This window comes from Altericroceibacterium xinjiangense (assembly GCF_003958635.1).
Classification (GTDB): domain Bacteria; phylum Pseudomonadota; class Alphaproteobacteria; order Sphingomonadales; family Sphingomonadaceae; genus Altericroceibacterium_A; species Altericroceibacterium_A xinjiangense.
In genome coordinates this window covers 56,975-76,490 of record NZ_RSEK01000007.1, presented here as the reverse complement: position 1 = coordinate 76,490, position 19,516 = coordinate 56,975, and the positions used below count along the sequence as shown (strand labels likewise).

The 19,516-nt window shown below is 65.7% G+C and carries 17 protein-coding genes; 3 read left to right on the top strand and 14 right to left on the bottom strand.

What is annotated here, in order from left to right; all coding sequences use genetic code 11:
- Window positions 1–42: 42 nt before the first annotated feature.
- The 12 genes from ELY13_RS09660 to ELY13_RS09605 all read right to left on the bottom strand — a co-directional run bounded on the left by ELY13_RS09660 (window position 43) and on the right by ELY13_RS09605 (window position 10,506).
- The gene (locus ELY13_RS09660) at window positions 43–1,341 is read right to left on the bottom strand and encodes a pilus assembly protein TadG-related protein (RefSeq protein ID WP_126173711.1); all 1,299 of its coding nucleotides are present in this window, start codon (window positions 1,339–1,341) and stop codon (window positions 43–45) included.
- Complete coding sequence (locus tag ELY13_RS14995; protein WP_164549762.1) at window positions 1,338–1,721, bottom strand: TadE/TadG family type IV pilus assembly protein; 384 nt, start codon at window positions 1,719–1,721, stop codon at window positions 1,338–1,340. The genes ELY13_RS09660 and ELY13_RS14995 overlap by 4 nt, the downstream gene beginning before the upstream one ends.
- Entirely contained in the window at window positions 1,718–2,185 is a 468-nt protein-coding gene (locus ELY13_RS09650) for a TadE/TadG family type IV pilus assembly protein (RefSeq protein ID WP_164549761.1), read from the bottom strand. The genes ELY13_RS14995 and ELY13_RS09650 overlap by 4 nt, the downstream gene beginning before the upstream one ends.
- A gap of 108 nt (window positions 2,186–2,293) precedes the next feature.
- Window positions 2,294–3,295, bottom strand: coding sequence for a P-type DNA transfer ATPase VirB11 (gene virB11 / locus ELY13_RS09645; protein WP_126173709.1), 1,002 nt, complete (start codon window positions 3,293–3,295; stop codon window positions 2,294–2,296).
- 14 nt (window positions 3,296–3,309) lie between these two features.
- On the bottom strand, window positions 3,310–4,422 hold the full coding sequence (locus ELY13_RS09640) for a TrbI/VirB10 family protein (protein ID WP_241233624.1): 1,113 nt from the start codon (window positions 4,420–4,422) through the stop codon (window positions 3,310–3,312).
- Window positions 4,422–5,192, bottom strand: a complete 771-nt coding sequence (locus tag ELY13_RS09635; RefSeq protein WP_126173708.1) for a TrbG/VirB9 family P-type conjugative transfer protein — start codon at window positions 5,190–5,192, stop codon at window positions 4,422–4,424. Before ELY13_RS09635 ends, ELY13_RS09640 begins: the two co-directional genes overlap by 1 nt.
- Window positions 5,189–6,361: a TrbL/VirB6 family protein gene (locus ELY13_RS09630; protein ID WP_126173707.1), complete on the bottom strand. Its 1,173-nt coding sequence runs from the start codon at window positions 6,359–6,361 to the stop codon at window positions 5,189–5,191. The genes ELY13_RS09635 and ELY13_RS09630 overlap by 4 nt, the downstream gene beginning before the upstream one ends.
- Window positions 6,358–8,790: a VirB4 family type IV secretion/conjugal transfer ATPase gene (locus ELY13_RS09625; RefSeq protein ID WP_126173706.1), complete on the bottom strand. Its 2,433-nt coding sequence runs from the start codon at window positions 8,788–8,790 to the stop codon at window positions 6,358–6,360. Before ELY13_RS09625 ends, ELY13_RS09630 begins: the two co-directional genes overlap by 4 nt.
- A 10-nt stretch (window positions 8,791–8,800) precedes the next feature.
- Entirely contained in the window at window positions 8,801–9,082 is a 282-nt protein-coding gene (locus ELY13_RS09620) for a VirB3 family type IV secretion system protein (protein ID WP_126173705.1), read from the bottom strand.
- 3 nt (window positions 9,083–9,085) lie between these two features.
- On the bottom strand, window positions 9,086–9,388 hold the full coding sequence (locus ELY13_RS09615; protein ID WP_126173704.1) for a TrbC/VirB2 family type IV secretion system protein: 303 nt from the start codon (window positions 9,386–9,388) through the stop codon (window positions 9,086–9,088).
- A gap of 4 nt (window positions 9,389–9,392) precedes the next feature.
- The gene (locus ELY13_RS09610) at window positions 9,393–9,998 is read right to left on the bottom strand and encodes a lytic transglycosylase domain-containing protein (RefSeq protein ID WP_126173703.1); all 606 of its coding nucleotides are present in this window, start codon (window positions 9,996–9,998) and stop codon (window positions 9,393–9,395) included.
- Between the two features lie 130 nt (window positions 9,999–10,128).
- Window positions 10,129–10,506, bottom strand: a complete 378-nt coding sequence (locus tag ELY13_RS09605; RefSeq protein ID WP_126173702.1) for a hypothetical protein — start codon at window positions 10,504–10,506, stop codon at window positions 10,129–10,131.
- A gap of 279 nt (window positions 10,507–10,785) precedes the next feature.
- On the opposite strand from ELY13_RS09605, the gene ELY13_RS09600 reads away from it, so the two are divergent.
- A complete protein-coding gene (locus tag ELY13_RS09600) occupies window positions 10,786–12,339 on the top strand; it encodes a hypothetical protein (RefSeq protein WP_126173701.1) in 1,554 nt (517 codons plus the stop codon).
- A gap of 91 nt (window positions 12,340–12,430) precedes the next feature.
- Window positions 12,431–15,097, top strand: coding sequence for a TonB-dependent receptor domain-containing protein (locus tag ELY13_RS09595; protein WP_126173700.1), 2,667 nt, complete (start codon window positions 12,431–12,433; stop codon window positions 15,095–15,097).
- An 82-nt stretch (window positions 15,098–15,179) separates the two neighbouring features.
- Here ELY13_RS09595 and ELY13_RS09590 read toward each other — a convergent pair whose 3' ends face one another.
- Together ELY13_RS09590 and ELY13_RS09585 are read right to left on the bottom strand one after the other, a co-directional pair.
- On the bottom strand, window positions 15,180–15,863 hold the full coding sequence (locus tag ELY13_RS09590; RefSeq protein ID WP_126173699.1) for a response regulator transcription factor: 684 nt from the start codon (window positions 15,861–15,863) through the stop codon (window positions 15,180–15,182).
- 127 nt (window positions 15,864–15,990) lie between these two features.
- Window positions 15,991–17,631 (bottom strand): GMC family oxidoreductase, encoded by a 1,641-nt coding sequence (locus tag ELY13_RS09585; protein ID WP_126173698.1) that lies wholly within the window; start codon window positions 17,629–17,631, stop codon window positions 15,991–15,993.
- A 173-nt stretch (window positions 17,632–17,804) separates the two neighbouring features.
- Here ELY13_RS09585 and ELY13_RS09580 point away from each other — a divergent pair, with 173 nt between their 5' ends.
- A complete protein-coding gene (locus ELY13_RS09580) occupies window positions 17,805–19,511 on the top strand; it encodes a GMC family oxidoreductase (RefSeq protein WP_126173697.1) in 1,707 nt (568 codons plus the stop codon).
- The last annotated feature ends 5 nt before the right edge of the window (window positions 19,512–19,516 follow it).

Sequence of the window (19,516 nt, the reverse complement as noted above, 5' to 3'; positions counted from 1 at the left end):
CAACCCAATCTGTAGAACTACGGTACGGAGTAGCTGCAGGGGCTACTCGACGAGGTACACCGCGCGTGGTCTCCGGATCGGCATGCCGTCGCAATCGAAGGAGAGGTTGGAATTCCCGCTAAAGGCCAGCTGACTGGCGATGAGCTGGGTGCAGCCGCCGCTTGCTCCGCTGGTGGTCTCGGATCCGCCATTGAAGTTGATCGTCTGGCTGGGAAAATAGACGGCGCCGCCGAATTTCTGCTCGGATCCGCCGTTCAGGCGGTTGTCTCCCCCCGCGGGGGCATTCCGGTCCTGGTAGAGGACCACACCGGCGGTCGGGCCGCTCGTTGGTGCAGTAAGATCGATAACCGCACCGCCGTTGATCCGGATCGTGGCGTAGTCGTCGGGAACAGCCCCTTCCGTGAAAAACAGGGTTACGCCGGTCCCGGTCAGACTTGCTCCGCCGTTCACCTGGAAGGTGCCGCCGGCGATCACGTATATCCCGGGATTGAGGACGACCTCCGCGCCGCTGTTGATCTGCAGCCCGCCGCAAAACACCATCGGCGTGGAACCGTCCCCGTACGTGCCGGAAGGCAGCGAGCCACCTGAGCTGGGATGGCAAGCGCTTTCGTTGTAGGACGGCGCCGGCATATCCGCATAGGGGTCCTCTATCGGTCTTTGCCCGGTCAGCACGGGTGTTGCCCCGAGGTTGCTGGAGTCGGCGTCATAGCCTCCGACGACTCCCGCACTCGGTGCTGTCAGCGTGGCCGAACCTTTCAGCGTCAGGGCTGAGGACGAATTCGAATTGGAAAAGAGGGAGCAGCCATCGAGCGTGATATCGGCCGAGCCCGTCTGCAACGAGGAAGCTTCGGCCGTCGAGTTCAGGGCCATGACGCAGGCGTTCGCGGCCGGACTGACGTGCGCGACTGCCCGCGCCCGCACCATGCTTGTTTCGGAAAGAAACAAGCCCGAAAAGAACTTCTGACCGGGTCGCGCCAGCAGGACTTCGACCGCCCACGGAAGGCCGGCATTCGGACCGGACGACGGCGGCGTGTTGACGATGACCGACACCTCGTTCTCACCGTTGGTGAAGCCATAATTCGCAGCAATTGCGTGAGCGGCCGCCTCTACGGTGGTTTCCCGCGCAGCAAGAGACGTGGCGGCGCTGAACGCGGCGGAATCGGCGGCGTTTTGCAGGGATCGCCGCGTAAGGTAGCTGTGCCCCACATCGACCCCAAGCCCGACGAAACCCATCGTCACCGTCAGCAGCACCGCCACGGTGACGGCGGCTGCGCCGCATTCGTCGCGGGCCAGCCCGGAAAGCCGCCGAGTTCGGACGAGGGGGAATCTTCGCACGATCATTCGCGGCAGAACTCCGCTGTGAGGGTTGGATCGTCGAAGAGGCGGTAAAGGATCAGCTGATGCTGGACTTGCGCGCTGACCTTCTTTCCGCACACTTCACTTGTCAGGGTGAAGGCGGCGGCAGGAACCTGCGCCACCCGGATCCTGTCCGCAGCGTAGGCAGCGGCCTGGTCGGACGTGCCGCAGACATCCGGGCGGATGACGGCGCAGCGGGCAGTTTCCGCTACCGCATAGTTGATGGAAGACTGGACCAGCGCCAGCCGGCCGAACTCGATCGTCCCGAAGACGGTAATGAACAGAACCGGCAGCGCGAAGGCTGCCTCGATGGCCGCGGAACCTGCCTGGCACCGGACGAGGGAGCGCAGGACGCGGCGGATCATCGCACTCTCGCCATCGCGTCCGCAGACAAGCTGCTGGACAGGGTCAGTCCCGGCCATGGCATCAGAGGGCTGAAAGGCGCCGTGGCGGATGCGGTAACGTATTCGCCGGGTTGCGCGCCCGAAGGACATGTCGGCTCGGTCGTTGGGATGATGCTGGTGCCGGAAACGCAGCCCTGCAGGCGTTGCGGCGCGGGATTGGCCGTCACCTCGAGGGTGGTGGCGGACATGACCGATTGGGTGATCCCGTCCTGATCCCATCCGTGCAGCAGCGCGTAGTCGGCGCCCGCCTGCGCGGCCGAGCGAACCTGCATTCCGGTGACGATCAAGCGCGAATAATCGATCAACCCGGCCAGAAGCAGGACAAGAAACGGCAGCAGCAGGGCGAGTTCGACGGCCGCGACTCCGGATCGGTCGGCGCGGAGCCGAACCGCAAGCCTGAACCATCGGAGCCAAGTCGCGCGCACCTCAACCGTCCTCCCGTCCTCCGGCAGAAAACCGGACAGCGGAATATACGGGCATTCGGCGGTGGCTGTCGTTCCGTAGAAACCCTTAGGCCTGGCGGGAGCGCCGTTTCAGATCAGGTCGTTCGCCGGTTGAATCGCAGCGATTCCGCGGCGCCCGCTCCTCCGTTCGAGCTGGACGACGACATCGATCACCGAAGCGGCGTAGGCAAGGGTGTCCGTGCGGGTAAGGCCGATACCGGTCTGCATCACCATCAGGGAAAGCTGTTCCAGCGCGCCGCGCGGGGAGTTGGCGTGGATGGTCGAAAAGCTGCCCGGGTGGCCGGTGTTGATCGCGCGCAGGAAGCTGACGCTTTCCGCGCCGCGCAATTCCCCCAGCACGATGCGGTCGGGCCGCAGGCGAAGCGCGGCCTGCAGCAATTCGTTGGCGGTGACTTTGGCTTCGCCCAGTTCCCCTTTCACGGCGACCAGACCGGCCCCGTTCGATCCAGGGAACTTCAGTTCCGGCGTGTCTTCCACCAGCACGACGCGTTCCTCGCGCGGGATCTCGCCCAGCATGGCGTTGAGGAACGTGGTCTTCCCGGTCGATGTGCCGCCGGAGATCAGGATGGTCCGCCGGGCCGCGATTGCCGCGCGCAGGTACGCGATCGGCTCGGCAACCGGATCCGGCATTGTGACTTCATCGGCAGGAGCGAGCGGGCCGGTGTCATAGGCATCGAGCGGGAGGTCCAGCCGGCGATGGCGGCGGATCGCCATCGCCCAATGGCGGCGGGTGGCCGGCGGTCCGCAGAACTGGACGCGGGCACCGTCGGGCAGGGTCGCGCCCAGCAGCGGGTGTTCCCGGTTGATTCCCTGATGGCTGACGCGTGCGACTTGCTCCGCCAGGCGCTGGATCAGCGCGTCGTCGATCGCGGGCGCTTGGATCTGCTGCATTCCCGGCTGGCGTGCATCCTCGACCCACACTTCACCGGGCCGGTTGACGAGAATCTCGGTCACGCTGTCGCACGCGAGCCAATCGGCGAACGGGGCGAGATAGGCGTCAAGATAGACGCTGCCGCTGCGCGATGGAGACGCAGCGGGCGCAGGCACCAGTGCGTGGACTTCAGCGGTCATGGAATCGTTTCCGTTCACAACCGCGGTGCGCGGCTGAAGTCGAGATCGCGCGCGGTGAACACACGGATCGGCTCTCCCTGCCGCACGCGTACGGTCGGGCCGATCTTGCCGCCTTCGGTCACCGCGGCCGACGCCGCGCTGGTACCGCCGCCGACGATCAGCGATGCGCCCCCGGTGCCGATCGCGGACAAGCCGCCGACGACCGACAGCAGCATCGCCGAACCGAATTTCTGGAAGAAGTGGTTGTCGACCTTCCCGGCGAGGCCGGTGGTCCCGTCGAACCCGGTGGCGGGGGAGGCGAGCTGGACCGAAACGCCATCGGGCCGGATCAGCCGGGTCCAGATGACATAGGCGCGCTTCTGCCCGGCCTGAAGGCCCGACTGGTACTGGCCGACGAGCCGCGAACTGCGCGGGACGAGCACCCGCCGTCCGTCGAAGCTGCGCACATCCTGGCTGACCACGGCGCGCACGTATCCCGGTACGTCGGTGTCGATGGCGGTTTCCAGCACGGCGGGGATCATCGTGCCCTGCGTGACCGTGGTGGCCGGATCGATGTCAACTCGCGCTTGGGCAGGCGCTCCGCCTATCCCGCCGATGCGGCTGGCGAAGTCGGATGCTCCGGCGCTGCCGGGCTGACCCGCCGCGTCCGGCGCGGCAAGCGGCGCGGCGTCGGCCATCGGGGGCAGGCTGCTGGCGTCGAACACGACCGTGGGCGAACTGTACGGATTGGCGGCTGGGGCAGGGTTCGCCATCGGCGGGTTCGCCAGCACCGGGCTGGGCGCCGGATTGGCCGCCATCGCCATGGGGGCCGGCGGCGGTGCGCTGACGACCGGCGCCGGGGCCGGAGCCGCTGCGGGGACAGGAGTCGCCGCGTTACCGGGCTGTTCCGCTGCCGGCTGTTCCATCCGCCCGTTGCTCAATCCCCAGAGCGTCGCCGCGCCGAGCAGCGCGACCACGCCGATCCCGGTGGCGAGACCAAGGGCATCGGATTTGCCCTTGCGCTGGGTGACCATCGGATAGGACGTGCGGCTCGCCAGATCGATGATCTCGGCGCTTTCCTGCTCCCGCGGGTCGATGTCCGTGTCTTCGGTTGCCTTCCGTTCGGGCAGGCGCATCGCAAGTCGCATTACTTCACCTTTCCGGCGCGGGCGAGTTCGGGGGCGGCGGGATCGCGCACCGGACCGTTGTTCAGCAGCAAGGCGCTGTCCTGCCCGGAGCGCAGCACGATCTCACGCGGGACGCCGTCGATCACGATCGTCTCGCCCCGCACCGCGAAGTTCACCGGCCCTTCGGTTCCTTCGCGGTCCTTGACCAGGATTGCCGGCACGGGCGTTTCCCGCGGCCAGGCGAGGAAGGTCGCTTCCCCATCGTCGAACGCGCTGGTCGGCAGCAGCTTCTGCGCACCGCTGGCCCCCCACGCGAAGTTGAGTTGTGCCGGATCGACGACCGCGTACGGATCCGTGGCCGCCGCCATCTCGACCGGGCTGGCCGGATTGGCGGGGACGGAAAGGGCCGGCTCCGCCTCGATCGGCTCAGGATACGTGAAGGCGAGCACGTACAGCGGATTTCCCCGCCCGCTGGGCACAAGGTCGAAGAAATAGGTGTGCCGGTCGGTCACCACCGTCATGTTGGTGGCAGCCTTGGGATCGAGCGGCTTGATGAACAGCAGGTTCGCCCGCTTGTTCGGCGTCACTTGCCAGGCGTTGGAATCGCCGATGGCCACGTTCTCGATATGCTCGTCCTCGCCGAACTTGATCGTCGCCTGCACGTTCACCCGGCCTTCGATCCGGACGACCTCATCCGGATTGTACAGCCGTTCGACCAGCCGGGGGTCGGCCTTGGCTGGGCAGGCGAGAATGGCGGCGCCGAGCGCGCCTGCCAAAAATGCGCGTTTCACTTGAGCATCTCCGTGGATCGGGCGGGGGCAGCGCGGAAGCGGCTGCCAATCCCGTGCGCGCGCGATACGGCGCCGGGCTGAATCGGGTTTGGGGCGGCGGACGCGGCAGTGCCGATCACTTTCGTCTCCCGCCGGACAGAGGCCGGGGCAGTGTCGTTTGCCGGGGTGGAGGCGGGGATAGAAGCCAGCCGGATCTGACGGGAAGATGCCAGCGCGCCCTGGATGATTTCGGCTCTCGGGGCGGGTGCAACAGTGCGTTCCACCTGAGTGCGGGCGGGGGAATCCGCCCGGCCGCTGTCGCGCTCCGAGCCGGCAAGGCCGAATACGCGCCAGCCAGCGACCATTGCGCCGGCAACCTTCATCACCAGGATCATCAGCGAGGCATGGACCGCCCCGATCAGGAAAAAGCCCATCGCGGCGCGGGGATCGATCTGCCCGGGCGTCGCCGCGAGTGCAGACAGCACCGGCACGGCGAGTTCCAGCATCAGCGATCCGCTCAACACCGCCAGCATCGGGGCGATCGACAGCAGTACCACACCTTTGAGCCAGCCGGTGAACAGCCCGCGCGTGCCGGAAAACAGCGCCAGCACCACGAACACCGGGCCCAGCGCAAGCAGGACGGACAAGGCGATCTTCGTCGTCACCAGCACGCCAACCGTGCCAAGCAGCAGCAGGGTGCCGCCGAACCACATCAACCCCGGCGGCGAAAAGGCGCTTTGCGGGGCCTGCATCGCCTCTCCGCCCGAAGCCTGGATCAGCGCGCCGAACACGACATCGATCTTGTCGGCGAAGCCGCGGGTCGCCGAACCGTCGATGCCCATCAGTATTCCGGCGATCTGGTCCGGCGCACCGGTGGCGAGGTTCCACACCACCTGGCTGTACGCGGCCCAGCTGGTGGCGAACGTCAGCACCAGGCCCAGCGTCATCATCCGGGGGGTAAGCGCGGAAACGCCCACACGGCTGCGTCCGGTGATCAGGGCAAAGGCGAAGAACGCCACATACAGCGTCAGCAGGATCGTCAATACCGGGACCAGCGCGCCATTGGGCGCGAACAGCCGGCCGAAGGCGGCTTGCGCCATCGCGTTAGCCGCGCAGTCCACCCCTTGCAGGGAAGCGGCGACGCCGCTGCCGACGCCCTGGAGCGCGGCCTGGCAGGAGGCGGCGTTCATTCGGCCGCTTCCCACATCGGGAAGACTTGCTCGTCCGCATCGGACTCGCCGGGCCAGGCCTGACCGGTGAGCGCCGGATACCAATCGGCCGGGTTATCGCCCACTTGCGCCCGGATCGTATCCAGCCGCCGGACCGCGCTTTCGCGGCCGGAAAGGATCGTCAGCACTTCCGGCGCACCCGACAAGTCGAGCCGGACCACCACCGAAGCATCGGGCTGGCGCACCAGGAAGCAGCGGCTGTGCGCAGGCAGGCTGCGGATCAGCGCCAGTTCGTGCGCGGTGAGGCCGAACCCTTCGCAGTAATCTTCCGCCCGGGCCCGGGCGTTGGGCATGAACACCATCGTCGCGGTCTGTTCGACCAGCGCGGTAGCGATCCGGCTGTCGAGCGCGTCGCGGGCGCTTTGGGTAGCAAACCCGACCAGCGCATTGCGCTTGCGCAACGTCTTCAGCCAATCGCGGATGCGGGCGGCGAACACTTCATCGTCCAGCGCCTTCCAGCCTTCATCGATCAGGATCATGGTCGGCTCGCCGTCCAGCCGCTCTTCGATCCGGTGGAACAGGTACATCATCACCGGCGTGCGCAAGCGCGGATTGTCGAGCAGCGCGGTCATGTCGAAGCCGAGCACCCGGGTGGACAGATCCAGCCGGTCAGCCGCGTTGTCGAACAGCCATTCGTGCTCCCCGCCCTCGATCCAGGGAGCCAGCCGGTCGGCCAGATCGCCGGGCTGCGGACGGCGTGTGCCGGACAGAAGTTCCCGGAAATGGCGCAGGCGCCGGAGAGAGGCGTCGTTGGCATAAGCGGCATCGACCGCGCCAGCGATGGACGCGAGTTCTTCCGGACCTTCCGCCTTCAGCAGAACCGCTAACCATTCATGCAGGAAGGCGCGGGTGGTGGGGCTGTCGGGCAGGGCCAGCGGATTGAAGCCGGACCGCTCTCCCGAATGGATCCGGTCGTACCGCCCGCCGATTCCGCGGATGAACAGTTCCGCGCCGCGATCCTTGTCGAACAGGATCGTGCGGGGGCTGAACTTCTGCGCCTGCGCGGCGAGGAAGTTCATCACCACCGTCTTGCCGGAACCCGAGGGGCCGATGACGGTGAAGTTGCCGAGGTCGCCGTGATGATAATTGAAGAAGAACGGGGTGGAACTGGTCGTTTGCAGCAGCGTCACCGCTTCGCCCCAGTGGTTCCCGTCCGCTTGGCCGAGCGCGAAGCCATGCAGGGACCCGAAGCTCGCCATGTTGGCGCTGGAGATCAGGGCGCGGCGGACAAGATAGCCCTCGTTGCCGGGAAACTGGCCCCAGAAGGCAGGCTCAAGGTTCGTATCTTCGCGCACTGCGACCGCGCCGGCATCCGCGAGCGCGGCGGCGGCAGAGGCAGTCGCCTCATCCAGCCGGCCAAGCGTGCTTTCGCGCACGAGCACGGTCAGGTGATGATCCCCGAAGCTGACGGCGCCGTTGCCCAGCGCATCGCGCGCGGCAAGCATGTCGGCGCGTTCGGCCATCGCTTCCTCATCCGCGGAGCGCAGGCGGCGGATCGCGAGGTCGATGCGTTCACGCGCGGTCTGGCGTTCGGCAGGTGCAAAGCTTTCGCTCACCACCAGTTCGTGCGGCAGGCGCAGCAGCGCATCGAGCAACCCGGGCGAGGTTGCGTCGGGATAGTCCTTCAGGCTGAGCATCGCGGCGAAATCCGCGCCGGAAGAACCGCGTAGCTCCATCGCATCAAGCCCGAAGCTGGCGCGGCGATAGGGCAGCATCCGTCCGATATCGGTACTCTCGGCCGGGCGGCGCACAGGGCGCATCTCGCCGTTGTAGAGAGCGCTCAGCAGCTCGAGCGTTTCGTTGTTGGTGTTCCCCTTCGGGCCCACGTAATCGCTCAGCAGCCGTGCGCCGTAATCGCCGAGCGAGGCAGCCAGCGCCTGCGCCGCGGCGCGCAGGGAGCGCAGCTCCCTCGGGTCGGCTTCAAGCTGCGCGCTGCCTTTCCGGCGCCACATCTTGCCGGCCCGCTCCGCCAGGCCCGCCTTGCCGCGTGCGGGGCGCCTTACCAGCGTCACGAACTGGTCATTGATGAACAGCGAGCCAGCGCCGAGCCGTTCGCGCCAGCGCCGGTCGATGTGGGCGGCGAGCGGATCGTCGAACCGCCCGTCCAGCTCCACGTGCACCCGGCGCCGGATCACGTGGTGATAAAGGACGAAGCGCGCATCGAGGTTGGAGCGGAGCATCACCTCGCGAGTCGCGGCATGGGCGTTGAGCGCGTCCGTTTCCTCTGTCTCGAACAGGAGACCGGGCACTTGCAGCGCCATCATCAGCGAACCGTCGCGCAGCAGCACGGCGTGTTCGTCGATCAGCCGGGCGTACGGCAGGCGGTCGCCGGCGTGGGCTTCCTTGCCGCTCCAGGCCGCCGGGCCCCGCCATCTGGTCTTCACGCCCATGCTTCTCTCCTCAGGCGGCGTAGCTGTTGCAGCCCCACCGCTTCCAGTTCTTCACCCGCGGGCAGCGGCTGACCTTGGTCATCCACAAATCGAACACCCGCGGCTCGCGCAGGCACGCGAAGTACCCGACCACGTGGATCGCCAACGCCGCGAGCAAGGCCAGGAAGCTGCCTGTGATCAGGAACAGCTCGGTGGTGACGGCGGCGTTGATGATGAAATAGTTGTACGTCACCCCGGCAAACATCTGCGGGCGAGTGAGCGCGCGGTGCACCGGGTGGCGGACAAGTTCCATGGCTCAACCGACCGCCGCGGCCGACTGAATGCCCGTCACAATCGATCCGGCGCCGAACAGCACGAAGCAGCCGACGATCACGGTCGCGCCGAAGCGCCAGTTCATCCGTCCGGTCAGCATCATGAAGCCGACCGCGGCCACGGCCATGACGGCGACGGCGGTGGCGACGTTGCCAAGCAGGGTGCCCTGCATCCAGCCGAGCGCCGCGACAATCGGACCGGATCCCTGCGGGTCGGCCGATTGCGCGTGCGCAGCGGCGGGGATGAGCAGCGCGAAAAGCGCGGCCAAGCGGGAATACAAACGCATTGCTTCAGTCCTTCCGGGTGTGATTGGTCAGCCGCCCCAGCACGGAGGCGACATAGATCTGGGTTTCACGGATGCGCGGGATGCCTCCTGCACGCATCACGCGCGCCGGGCCTGCGTTGTAGGCGGCCAGCGCCTTCTCCAGGTCGCCGCCGAAGCGGTCGATCTGTGCGCGCAGGTAGCGCGCGCCGCCTTCAAGATTGGCGAAGGGATCGTTCGGGTCGACGCCAAGCTCGCGCGCCGTGCCCGGCATCAGCTGGGCCAGGCCCCGTGCGCCGACTGGCGATACGGCGTCGGCGCGCCAGCGGCTTTCCTGCCACACTAGCGCTTCTATCAAGGCGGGGCTGAGATCGTAACGGGCGGCAAGCTCCGTCACCCGGGCGGCATAGGCCGCCGGAACCCGCGATCCGCTGAGGCCGGGGTCGACAATCGCTTCTTCCGGAACGGGAATGTCGGTCCATGCAGCTTCAGCCGGTGCGGATTCATGCGTCAGCGGGCCCGAGACCCAGCGCGCCGCGCCGGCGCCCACTTCCAGGACATCCGCTTGGGCCGGGGCGCAAAGGCAGGCGGCCAGCGCGATGGCGGCAGCTTGTCTTGTCACGGCGAGAATCATCGGGAGCCCTCCTGCTCCCCCGGCCTCTGCCGGTCGCAAATGACAAATGCGTGACAACCGGCGACAGAAAACCCGCGTCGCCGTCAAGCCGCGCGGGTTCTCCTGTCAGTTGTTATTAAAGGAGCATCGATCAGCGCATGGCGAATTCTTTCGCCCGGTCGAGGTGCTCCAGGGCAAGCTTGGCGGCCGAGCGCGAATCGACCCATCGGCCATCCGCCAGCTCGACATCGTACCGCTTCTCGCTGGTGATCGCGGCGCGATACATCCTTTCTGCATCGAGGGTCCGGCCTTCCCGGGCATAGGCGGTGCCGAGATTGATCAGCAGGGCCGGTTCGGACGCGTGAGGCTCTGCAGCGCCTTCCAGGCGCGCAATCGCGGTTTCCGTGCGGTCCTGTGCCATCTCTTCAAAGGCGACATCCAGCCCCTGCGCCGCGGCTTGCTCGGTCGCGACCGGCATGGGCGGGGCAAGGGCGGTGCACAGGACGGCGCAGACGAAAGCTACAGCCATGATCTTCTCTCCTAATCGTTTGTTTATGGAGAAATTCTGCACCTTTTTTCGGGAAAGTGAAACAAAAATGTAAGACCGTCATCAAGACGTAACAAACACGATGCGGGAAAGGCGGCCTCCTGATTCCCGAGATTCATTCAACTTTCGCTACTGCTTGTCATAAATGTCACAATTCGGTCATTTAATAGTCACGTGAACAAATCATTTATTTGCCACTAAACTGTCACTTCCCCCGCCTAGCTCGCGAGTTGCGACCACGAATTCGCACTCTCGATTCTCATGGGGGACTTCGCAGTGAAACTAATCACCCGCTCGCTCATCCTCGGCACCAGCATTGTGGCACTTGCCGCTTGCGGGCCGGATGACATTGCTTCGCCCGGTACGGGCGGCAACATCACGATCAACAACCCGGCTCCCACGCCCGCACCCACGCCGACTCCGACGGACGGCGGCACCGTGACGCCGGCGTCCGGCTGTCCCACGATCTCCGACCCGCAGGGTCTGATCGACGCCGGCACGATCACGGGCCCGACGGGTAGCTGGCGCGTCTGCAGCCTGCCCTCGCGCATCAATGAATCGATCACCCTGACGAAGGTCCCCGGGCTGCTCTACCAGATCCCGGGCCGCGTGGACGTCGGCACCGACGGCGGGTTTGCCGCCTCGTCATCTGACACCGACGTAACCCTGACCATCGAGCCGGGCGTCATCCTTTACGGCGGCACCGGCGTGTCCTGGCTGGCCGTCAACCGCGGCAACCAGATCAACGCCGTTGGCACCGCGACCCAGCCGATCATCTTCACCAGCCGCGACAACGTGCTCGGCCTGAATACCGAAACCTCGCAAGGGCAGTGGGGCGGCGTGGTGCTGATGGGCCGCGCGCCGATCACGGACTGCACCAGCGGCTCCGTCGCCAACCAGACGTGCGAACGCCAGACCGAAGGCGCAGCGGACCCGGCGGTCTTCGGCGGCAACGATCCGGCCGACAGCAGCGGCGTGATGAAGTACGTCCAGATCCGCTACTCGGGCTATGTCCTCGGTTCGAACTCCGAACTCCAGTCCCTGACGCTGGAAGGCGTCGGCAGCGGCACTCAGCTCGATTACTACCAGAGCTACAACAGCTCGGACGACGGCGCTGAATTCTTCGGCGGCAACGTCAACTTCAAGCACTATATCTCGGTCGGCGCGGATGACGACAGCCTCGACATGGACACCGGCGTGCAGGCCAACCTGCAGTACGTGCTGCTGCTCCAGCGTGCAGGCCGGGGCGATGCGCTGATGGAAATCGACAGCAACGGCTTTGAAAGCGACACGCCGCGGCAGACGAGCAAGATCGCCAACTTCACCGCGATCCAGACGGAAGTCAGCAGCAACAACGAAAGCAATGACCAGGCTGCCGTCCTGCTGCGGGGCAACACCGACATGACGTGGGTGAACGGGATCATCTACGCCCCGAACAACGAATGCCTGCGGATGCACGGAACGGGTACCCAGCCGGTTACCCTGACGGCCAACTCGGTGGTGCTGGCCTGCAACTCCACCAAGTTCATCGGCACCGGCAGCTACACGCCTGCACAAGTGGCGGCGGAGTTCAACGAAGGTCAGAACAACAACGACGCCTACACGTCGACGCTGACGGGCTTGTTCGTCAACGGAGCCAACGAGGCCGCCGTGGCCGCGTTCGATCCGAAGACGCTGTCCGCCTTCTTTGACACGACGACGTACATTGGCGCGGTCAGGGACGGCAACGATACCTGGTATCGCGGCTGGACGTGCGACAGCCAGGCTGCGAACTTCGCATCCGGCAACAGCTGCACTTCGCTGCCGACCACCTGATCGGTCGCTTTCCGCGAACACGGGGGGCGGCCGGCAACGGCTGCCCCCTCACTGCAAGAGCTTCAGTTTTTTGTCCGAGGGGGACCTTGAAATGAACACGCCGCGGCTCGTCAGCCTGCTGCTGCTTACCACTGCTTTCGTCACACCCGCGCTGGCGCACGCCCAGGCGACCGACGGTGTGGCCACCGGTGGAGCAGTTGCGGCCATCCCGCCCACGCCCCCGGTCGGTGCCGAGGACGAAACGCCGGAAATCTCGATTCCCGGATCGGAAATCGTCGTGACCGGACGGCGCAACGCGAATATCGAGCGTGCGGCCACGCAGGTCGTCTCGGTTCTCTCGACCGCCGAAATCGCCCGCACCGGTGAAGGCAACATCGCGGGTGCGCTGCAACGCGTGACCGGCCTCAGCGTCGTAGGCAGCGGCTTCGTCTACGTTCGCGGCCTTGGGGATCGTTATTCCCTCGCTCTGCTGAACGGATCCCCGTTGCCGAGCCCGGAGCCGCTCAAGCGAGTCGTTCCGCTGGACTTGTTCCCCAGCGGCATCATCGCGTCTTCGCTGGTCCAGAAAAGCTACTCGGTGAACTTTCCGGGCGAATTTGGCGGCGGCGTCATCAACCTGACGACCCGGTCGACGCCGGACGAAGGCTTTCTTACCATTGGCGCCGGCTTGTCCGTGGATTCGGAAACAACCGGCCACTTCGGCTACACCTATTACGGCAGCGGCACCGACTGGACCGGGTTTGACAACGGCCAGCGCGACTTGCCGCCCGCGCTGGAGGCGTTCTTCGCCAGCGGGGACCGGATCAGTTCGGGCACGGTGGACACCACGCCGATCGCTTCGCAGATCGTTAACGGCCGCAATGCGGTGCTGCAGCGGATCGGTGCCTTGCCGCCGAACTTCGCCGCCAACTTTTCGGCCGGGCAATCGTTCGATGCCGGGGCTGCCACGCTGGGCGTGATCGCCGCGGCGGGTTACAGCAATACCTGGGTCACGCGCGATACGATCAACCAGACATCGCTTCAGGCTGACTTGTCGATCCTCGAAACCGACATGCGCCGCCTGACGACCGATAACCGCATCGTCGCCAACGGAATGCTGGGTCTCGGGTTTGAGTTTGGCGAGAATACCGTGCGCTGGACCAACCTCTACATCCGGGACACGCTGAAGAACTCGCGCTACGCCGTGGGCAAGCGCAACGCGAATGAGATCACGGACTTCCTGCAGCAGGACACCGCGTGGTTCGAACGTCAGCTGATCGACTCCCAACTGGTCGCCGAGTTGCGGCCGCTGCCCGACCTGACGGTCGACCTGCGCGGCGCCTACGCGAACTCGCAGCGCGAGGCACCGTATGAGCTGTCGTTCGAATACGTCCGGACCAACGTGGATGCGGATCCGTACGGCGGCTATTTCGTGAACCGGCTGAACAACGGCAACGGCGGCGACGCTACGGTCAGCTTCTCCGATCTCAACGAGAACCTGTGGACCGGCGGAATCGACGTCGGCTACCGGCTCACGCCGGAACTGCTGTTCGTCACCGGATACTATTATGCCGATACCGACCGGACCAGCTCGCGCCGCGACTTCCAGTTCCAGGCGCCGAGCGACTTCCCGCCGGCCGTCGGCATGTTCCGGCCCGATCTCCTGCTCCAGCCCACGGTGATCGATTACTTCAACGTCAGCTTCATCGAGACGAACGAAGGCAACCCGGCTTTCCGCGCCCGGCTGCTCAACCATGCCGGGTACGGCAAGATCGATGCCCAGCTGACCGACACGCTGCAGCTTGATGCCGGTGTGCGCTACGAAACCGCCGAGCAAACGGTCACGCCGATCCAGGTGTTCAACACCCCCGGTGCGTCGCTGGCGGAAACCAACCTCAATCGCGATTACTGGCTGCCGGCAGCCACGCTGACCTGGCAGTTCATGCCGGAGATGCAGGTGCGCCTGAATGCGTCCAAGACGCTGGCCCGGCCGCAGTTCCGCGAACTGATCTACCAGTTCTACTTCGATCCGGATTCCAACCGGATGTTCCGCGGCAATCCGCTGCTGGTGGACAGCCAGCTGACCAACGCCGAAGCGCGGTACGAATGGTATTTCGGCCGGAACCAGCGGTTCTCCCTCGCCGGGTTCTACAAGAAGATCGACAACCCGATCGAAACCTTTGTTGCGAGCGAGCGGTTCATAACCAGCTTCGCCAACGCGCCCGAGGCCACGCTCTACGGTGCGGAAGTCGAAGTGCAGAAGAACTTCGACCTGCAGTCCTTCGGCGGGATGTTCGATACGCGCCAGCTGCTGCTGATCGGCAACTACACGTATACCAAGTCCAGCCTGAACGTTGATGAAGACGATACGGTAGCGGTGTTCGCCGCGTCTTCCACCAACGCGACGGACTTCTTCCGCGACGGCGCTTCGCTTACCGGGCAATCGGATCATATCGTCAACGTGCAGATCGGCCTGGAAGACCTGGACCGCCTGTCGCAGCAGACGTTCCTCATCAGCTACGCCAGTGAGCGCGTGACGAGCCGCGGCCTGGTGAATACCGGGCAGCCGGACATCATCGAGCAACCCGGCCTGCGGGTCGATTTCGTCGCGCGGCAGGGCGTCGACCTGTTCGGCCTGACCACGGAATGGAAGTTCGAAGTGCGCAACATCTTCGGCCGCAGGCACGAGGAATATCAGCAGGTCGGTAGCAACCGGGTGGACGTCAACACGTACGACGTCGGAACCAAGGTCGGGCTGTCGGCTTCGGTCGCCTTCTAAAGAGAAGGAGCCCTGAGCAGAAAGGCCCGGCTCTCATGCGAGAGTCGGGCCTTTCTTGTTTCAACCAAGGTAACCGCTGCGATCAGTGCATCGCGCGAGGGGCATCCAGCACATAGCCGCGCGTGCGGACCGTGCGCAGCAAGTGCCGCGCGCCGGCCTGCTTCAGCCCCATGCGCAGCCGCTTGACCCACACATCGACGGTCCGTTCGTCGACCGGGGACTTGTCCTTGCCCAGCGCCTCGATCAGTTCCTGGCGGGAGAAGACCCGGTTCGGGTTTTCGGTGAAGAAGCACAGCAGCCGCAGCTCATTCGGGCGGATCTGCAGCGGCGTACCGTTCCACTGGGCCTGTTCGGCCGTAAGATCGACCACGAGGCTGGAGACGCCCACCACGTGGCGGTTGGCGCAAGGGCGGTTGGGGCGCAGCGCCATCACCCGGTCGAGCACGGTTCTGCGCTCCAGCGGGCCGATCAGGTAATCGTCCGCTCCGGCGCGGATCGCCCGGCGGCGATCGTCCAGATCGTCGAAGTCCAGAACTAGGGTGATGTGCGCATCGCGCAGCGCCGGGTCCGCACGAAGGCGGCGGCACATTTCCAGTCCCGACAACTCCGGCAGCACCCAATCGATGAAGATCGGCACCGGTCCACTCACCGTATGATCCGGTCCTTCGGGTCCGATCCGTTCGAAACGGTAGAGGCTTTCCCCGTTGGCGTAGTCTTCGAAATCGGATGCGGCTGGATTGGTCAGGAAGATGGTAACGCGGTTCATCGGTTCGCCCCTCATACCAGGACGAAGTGCCGCCGCGATGTGACCGGTTTGTGACGACCGGCCAAGAAAAACACCGCTTGCGGAAGGGGACAAGGCCCGCGTGCGGACCCTGTCCCCTTAAGTTCGCTCAGGCCGCTTCGCGCCTGTCGATGTCTGCCGCGGGGAGGGACTGGCCGCGGATCAGGTCCGCCGCCTTCTCGCCGACCATGATCGAAGGGGCGTTGGTGTTGCCGCCAGGCACGGTCGGCATGATCGAGGCATCGCACACCCGCAGGCCCTCGATCCCCCGAACGCGCAGTTGCGGATCGACCACCGCTTCTTCTCCGATGCCCATTGCGCACGTGCCGACAGAATGGTGCGTGGTGATCAGCGTCTCACGCAACCAGGCCTCGATCTCGTCGCGGGAGCGGACATCCGGCCCAGGCATCAGTTCGCGTGCGACAAGATCGGATAGTGGCGGCGTGGCGTAGAGTTCCCGCACGCGTTCAACGCCGCGGACCAGCGTATCCACATCCCACTGGTCGGCCATCAGGTTCAGGGTGATCCGCACCTTGTCCTTCGGATCGGCGGACCGCAGTTTCACCCAGCCGCGGCTGCGCGGCTGGAGCAGGCAGGTAACGGCGGTCAGGCGGTGTTCCTGCCGTTCTCCAATCCCGGGGAACCACGGTTTGGCGTCGGCGCGCACGGGGTTGAAGTAGATCTGGATGTCGGGCTGGGCGACGTCTTCCTGCGTGCGGATTTCGGCGTGGCAGCTGTTGCACTGGGATGCCATCACCCCGGTTCCGAACACCAGCCAGCGGGCGAACGAAAGCGCCAGCTTGTCGGCCCTCAGCTCATTGAGCAGGGTAACGTTTTCCTTCGTCGCATACTGCGACCAGAAGCCGGCGTGCTCCGACAGGTTGCGGCCCACCCCGGGGAGGTCGGCCACCGGCTCGATCCCCATCTCGCGCAAGTGTTCCGCCGGGCCGATGCCTGATAGCATCAGCAATTGGGGCGAGTTGTAGACGCCGCCGGACAGGATCACCTCCCGCCGGGCGCCGAAGTAGCGGACTTCTCCGTCCCGCTCCACTTCCACGCCCACGGCCCGGCGGTTCTGCATCAGGATGCGGCGAGCCATCGCCCGGGTGATAATCGTGAGGTTGGGGCGGGAACGGACCGGATCCAGGTAAGCGCGCGAGGCGCTGGACCGCCGCCCGCGCGCGTCCGTGGTCGTATCCCCGCCGCCGAAGCCTTCCGGCTGTTCGCCATGGTGATCGTCGGTGATCGGATAGCCCAGGCGGCGCGCTGCCTCGATCACCGGTTTGCCCAGGAACCGCTCCGTTGGCACGCGGCTGACCTGCAGGGGGCCGGAGCCGCCGTGGTAGTCCGTCTCCCCGCGCCAGTTGGTCTCCGCGCGCCGGAAGTAGGGCAGGACATCCTCAAAACCCCATCCGGTGCAGCCCATCTGGCGCCATAAGTCGTAATCGCCCGGGTGCCCGCGCGAATAGAGCATGGCGTTGATGGTGGAGGATCCCCCCAGCACCTTCCCACGCGGCAAGCCGATGCGCCTGCCGCCCAGGTGCGGTTCCGGCTCTGTCTCGTAATCCCAGTTAGTTTCGGGATAGCGCCAGCTGTGGAACCCCAGGGCGAGCCGGTAGAAGAACTGCTTGTCCTCACCCCCCGCTTCCAGCAGCAGGACCGAAACCGACGGGTCTTCCGTCAGCCGGTTAGCGATGACGCAGCCGGCGGAACCGGCGCCCACGATGATGTAATCGAACGAATCCGCCATGTCGGCCTTACCCTCTTCCGCGTTACGCTGTTTTGCGCACTATTTCCGTTCAAGCCTTCGGGCGCAAGCGGCGATGGGGGTGAGGCGGATCGGTGATTGACACTGTCCGGTGGCGGGATAGGACATCTGCAGGCGATCAAAGAACAGCCAGTCGCCGGCGAAAAGGGGATGGCATGACCGACCTGGACACGGCAGCCGGCGCGGCGAAACGTGCGGAGGCTCTCATTTCTGATCCGGCAATCTACGATTACATCATCGTCGGCGCCGGTTCCGCCGGCTGCGTACTTGCCAATCGGCTGAGCGCGGACCCGGACAAGCGCGTCCTGCTGCTGGAAGCAGGCGGCAGCGACAAGCACTGGCTGGTCTCCATGCCGCTGGGCTTCATGCGCGCGTTCATGAACCCGGATTTCACCTGGCCGATGATGACGGAGCCGGAACCGCATCTGGGCGGACTCCGCCTGTCGGTTCCGCGCGGGCGGATGCTGGGCGGATCGTCCTCCGTCAACGGCATGTTCTTCATGCGCGGGCACAGTCTGGACTTCGACACCTGGCGGCAGATGGGCTGCGAAGGCTGGTCCTATTCCGACGTCTTGCCCTATTTCAAGAAGATGGAGCGCAGCTGGCGCGGGGCGGGGCCGTATCACGGCGACAGCGGCCCGCTGGCGGTCCAGCCGATCCAGACCGATCACCTCCTGCACGAACCGCTGATGCGCACGGCCAAGGCGGCCGGGTTCGACACCACCGAAGATCTTCACGCAGAAGTGGAGGAAGGCTTTGCCCGGGGTGAGCTGACGATTGACGAAAAAGGTCGCCGGGCCAGCACCGCCCGCGCCTATCTCGCGCCCGTCTTGTCCCGCCCGAACCTGACGGTGATCACCCGGGCGATGACGCGCCGCGTCCTGATCGAGAACCGCCAGGCCGTGGGCGTGGAAGTGGAGCGGGAGGGCGAGGTCCGCTACTTTGGTGCCCGGCGCGAGGTGATCCTGTCCGGCGGCAGCTATAACTCGCCGCAGTTGCTGATGCTGTCCGGCATCGGCCCGGCGGAGCATTTGCGCGACGTGGGGATCGATCCGGTGCTCGACGCGCCGATGGTCGGGCGCAACCTGCAGGAACACCCGCGGGTTCCGGTCCATTTCGCGATGGCGAAACCGGAAAGTTTCCTTAACCAGCTTCGCTTCGACAAGGTTGCGCTGTCCGTCCTTCGCTGGGCGCTGACCGGCAAGGGCGTATTTGCCACGCAGGTGAACAGCTGCAATCCGATCCTGAAGACCCGGCCGGACCTGGCCCAACCGGATATCCAGGTCTGGTCCAACCCGGTGCGGATGGACGCGAAGATATGGGTCCCTGGCGTCGGCGAACGGCAGGAGCACCGGATGACCGCGGACGTCATCCTGCTCCACCCGCGCAGCCACGGCTGGGTCAAGCTGAAGTCCGCCGATCCGAAGGACTTGCCCTCAATAACGCTCAACATCTTTTCCGATGCAGCCGATTTCGAAACCGCGCGCCGGGGGATCGAGATTGTCCGCAAGATCTACAGCACCCCGCCGCAAGCCGATCTGACCGGGCGGGAAATCCTGCCCGGCGCCGATCTGACGGAAGCGGACGAACTGGACGAATTCATCCGCGCCAACGCCGGGGTCACCCAACACCCGGTCGGCACCTGCGCAATGGGCGGCAATCCCGACAGCGTCTGCGATCCCCAGTTGCGCGTGCGGGGGATTGAGGGGCTGCGCGTGGTGGATGCGTCCGTCATGCCGACCGTGCCGGGCGGCAACACCAACGGGCCGACGATCATGGTCGCGGAACGCGCCGCCGACCTGATCCTTGGCCGCTCGCTTCCTCCCGAGGAGATCCCGGTCCGCAAGGACCGCGCCGCGTGAAGCGG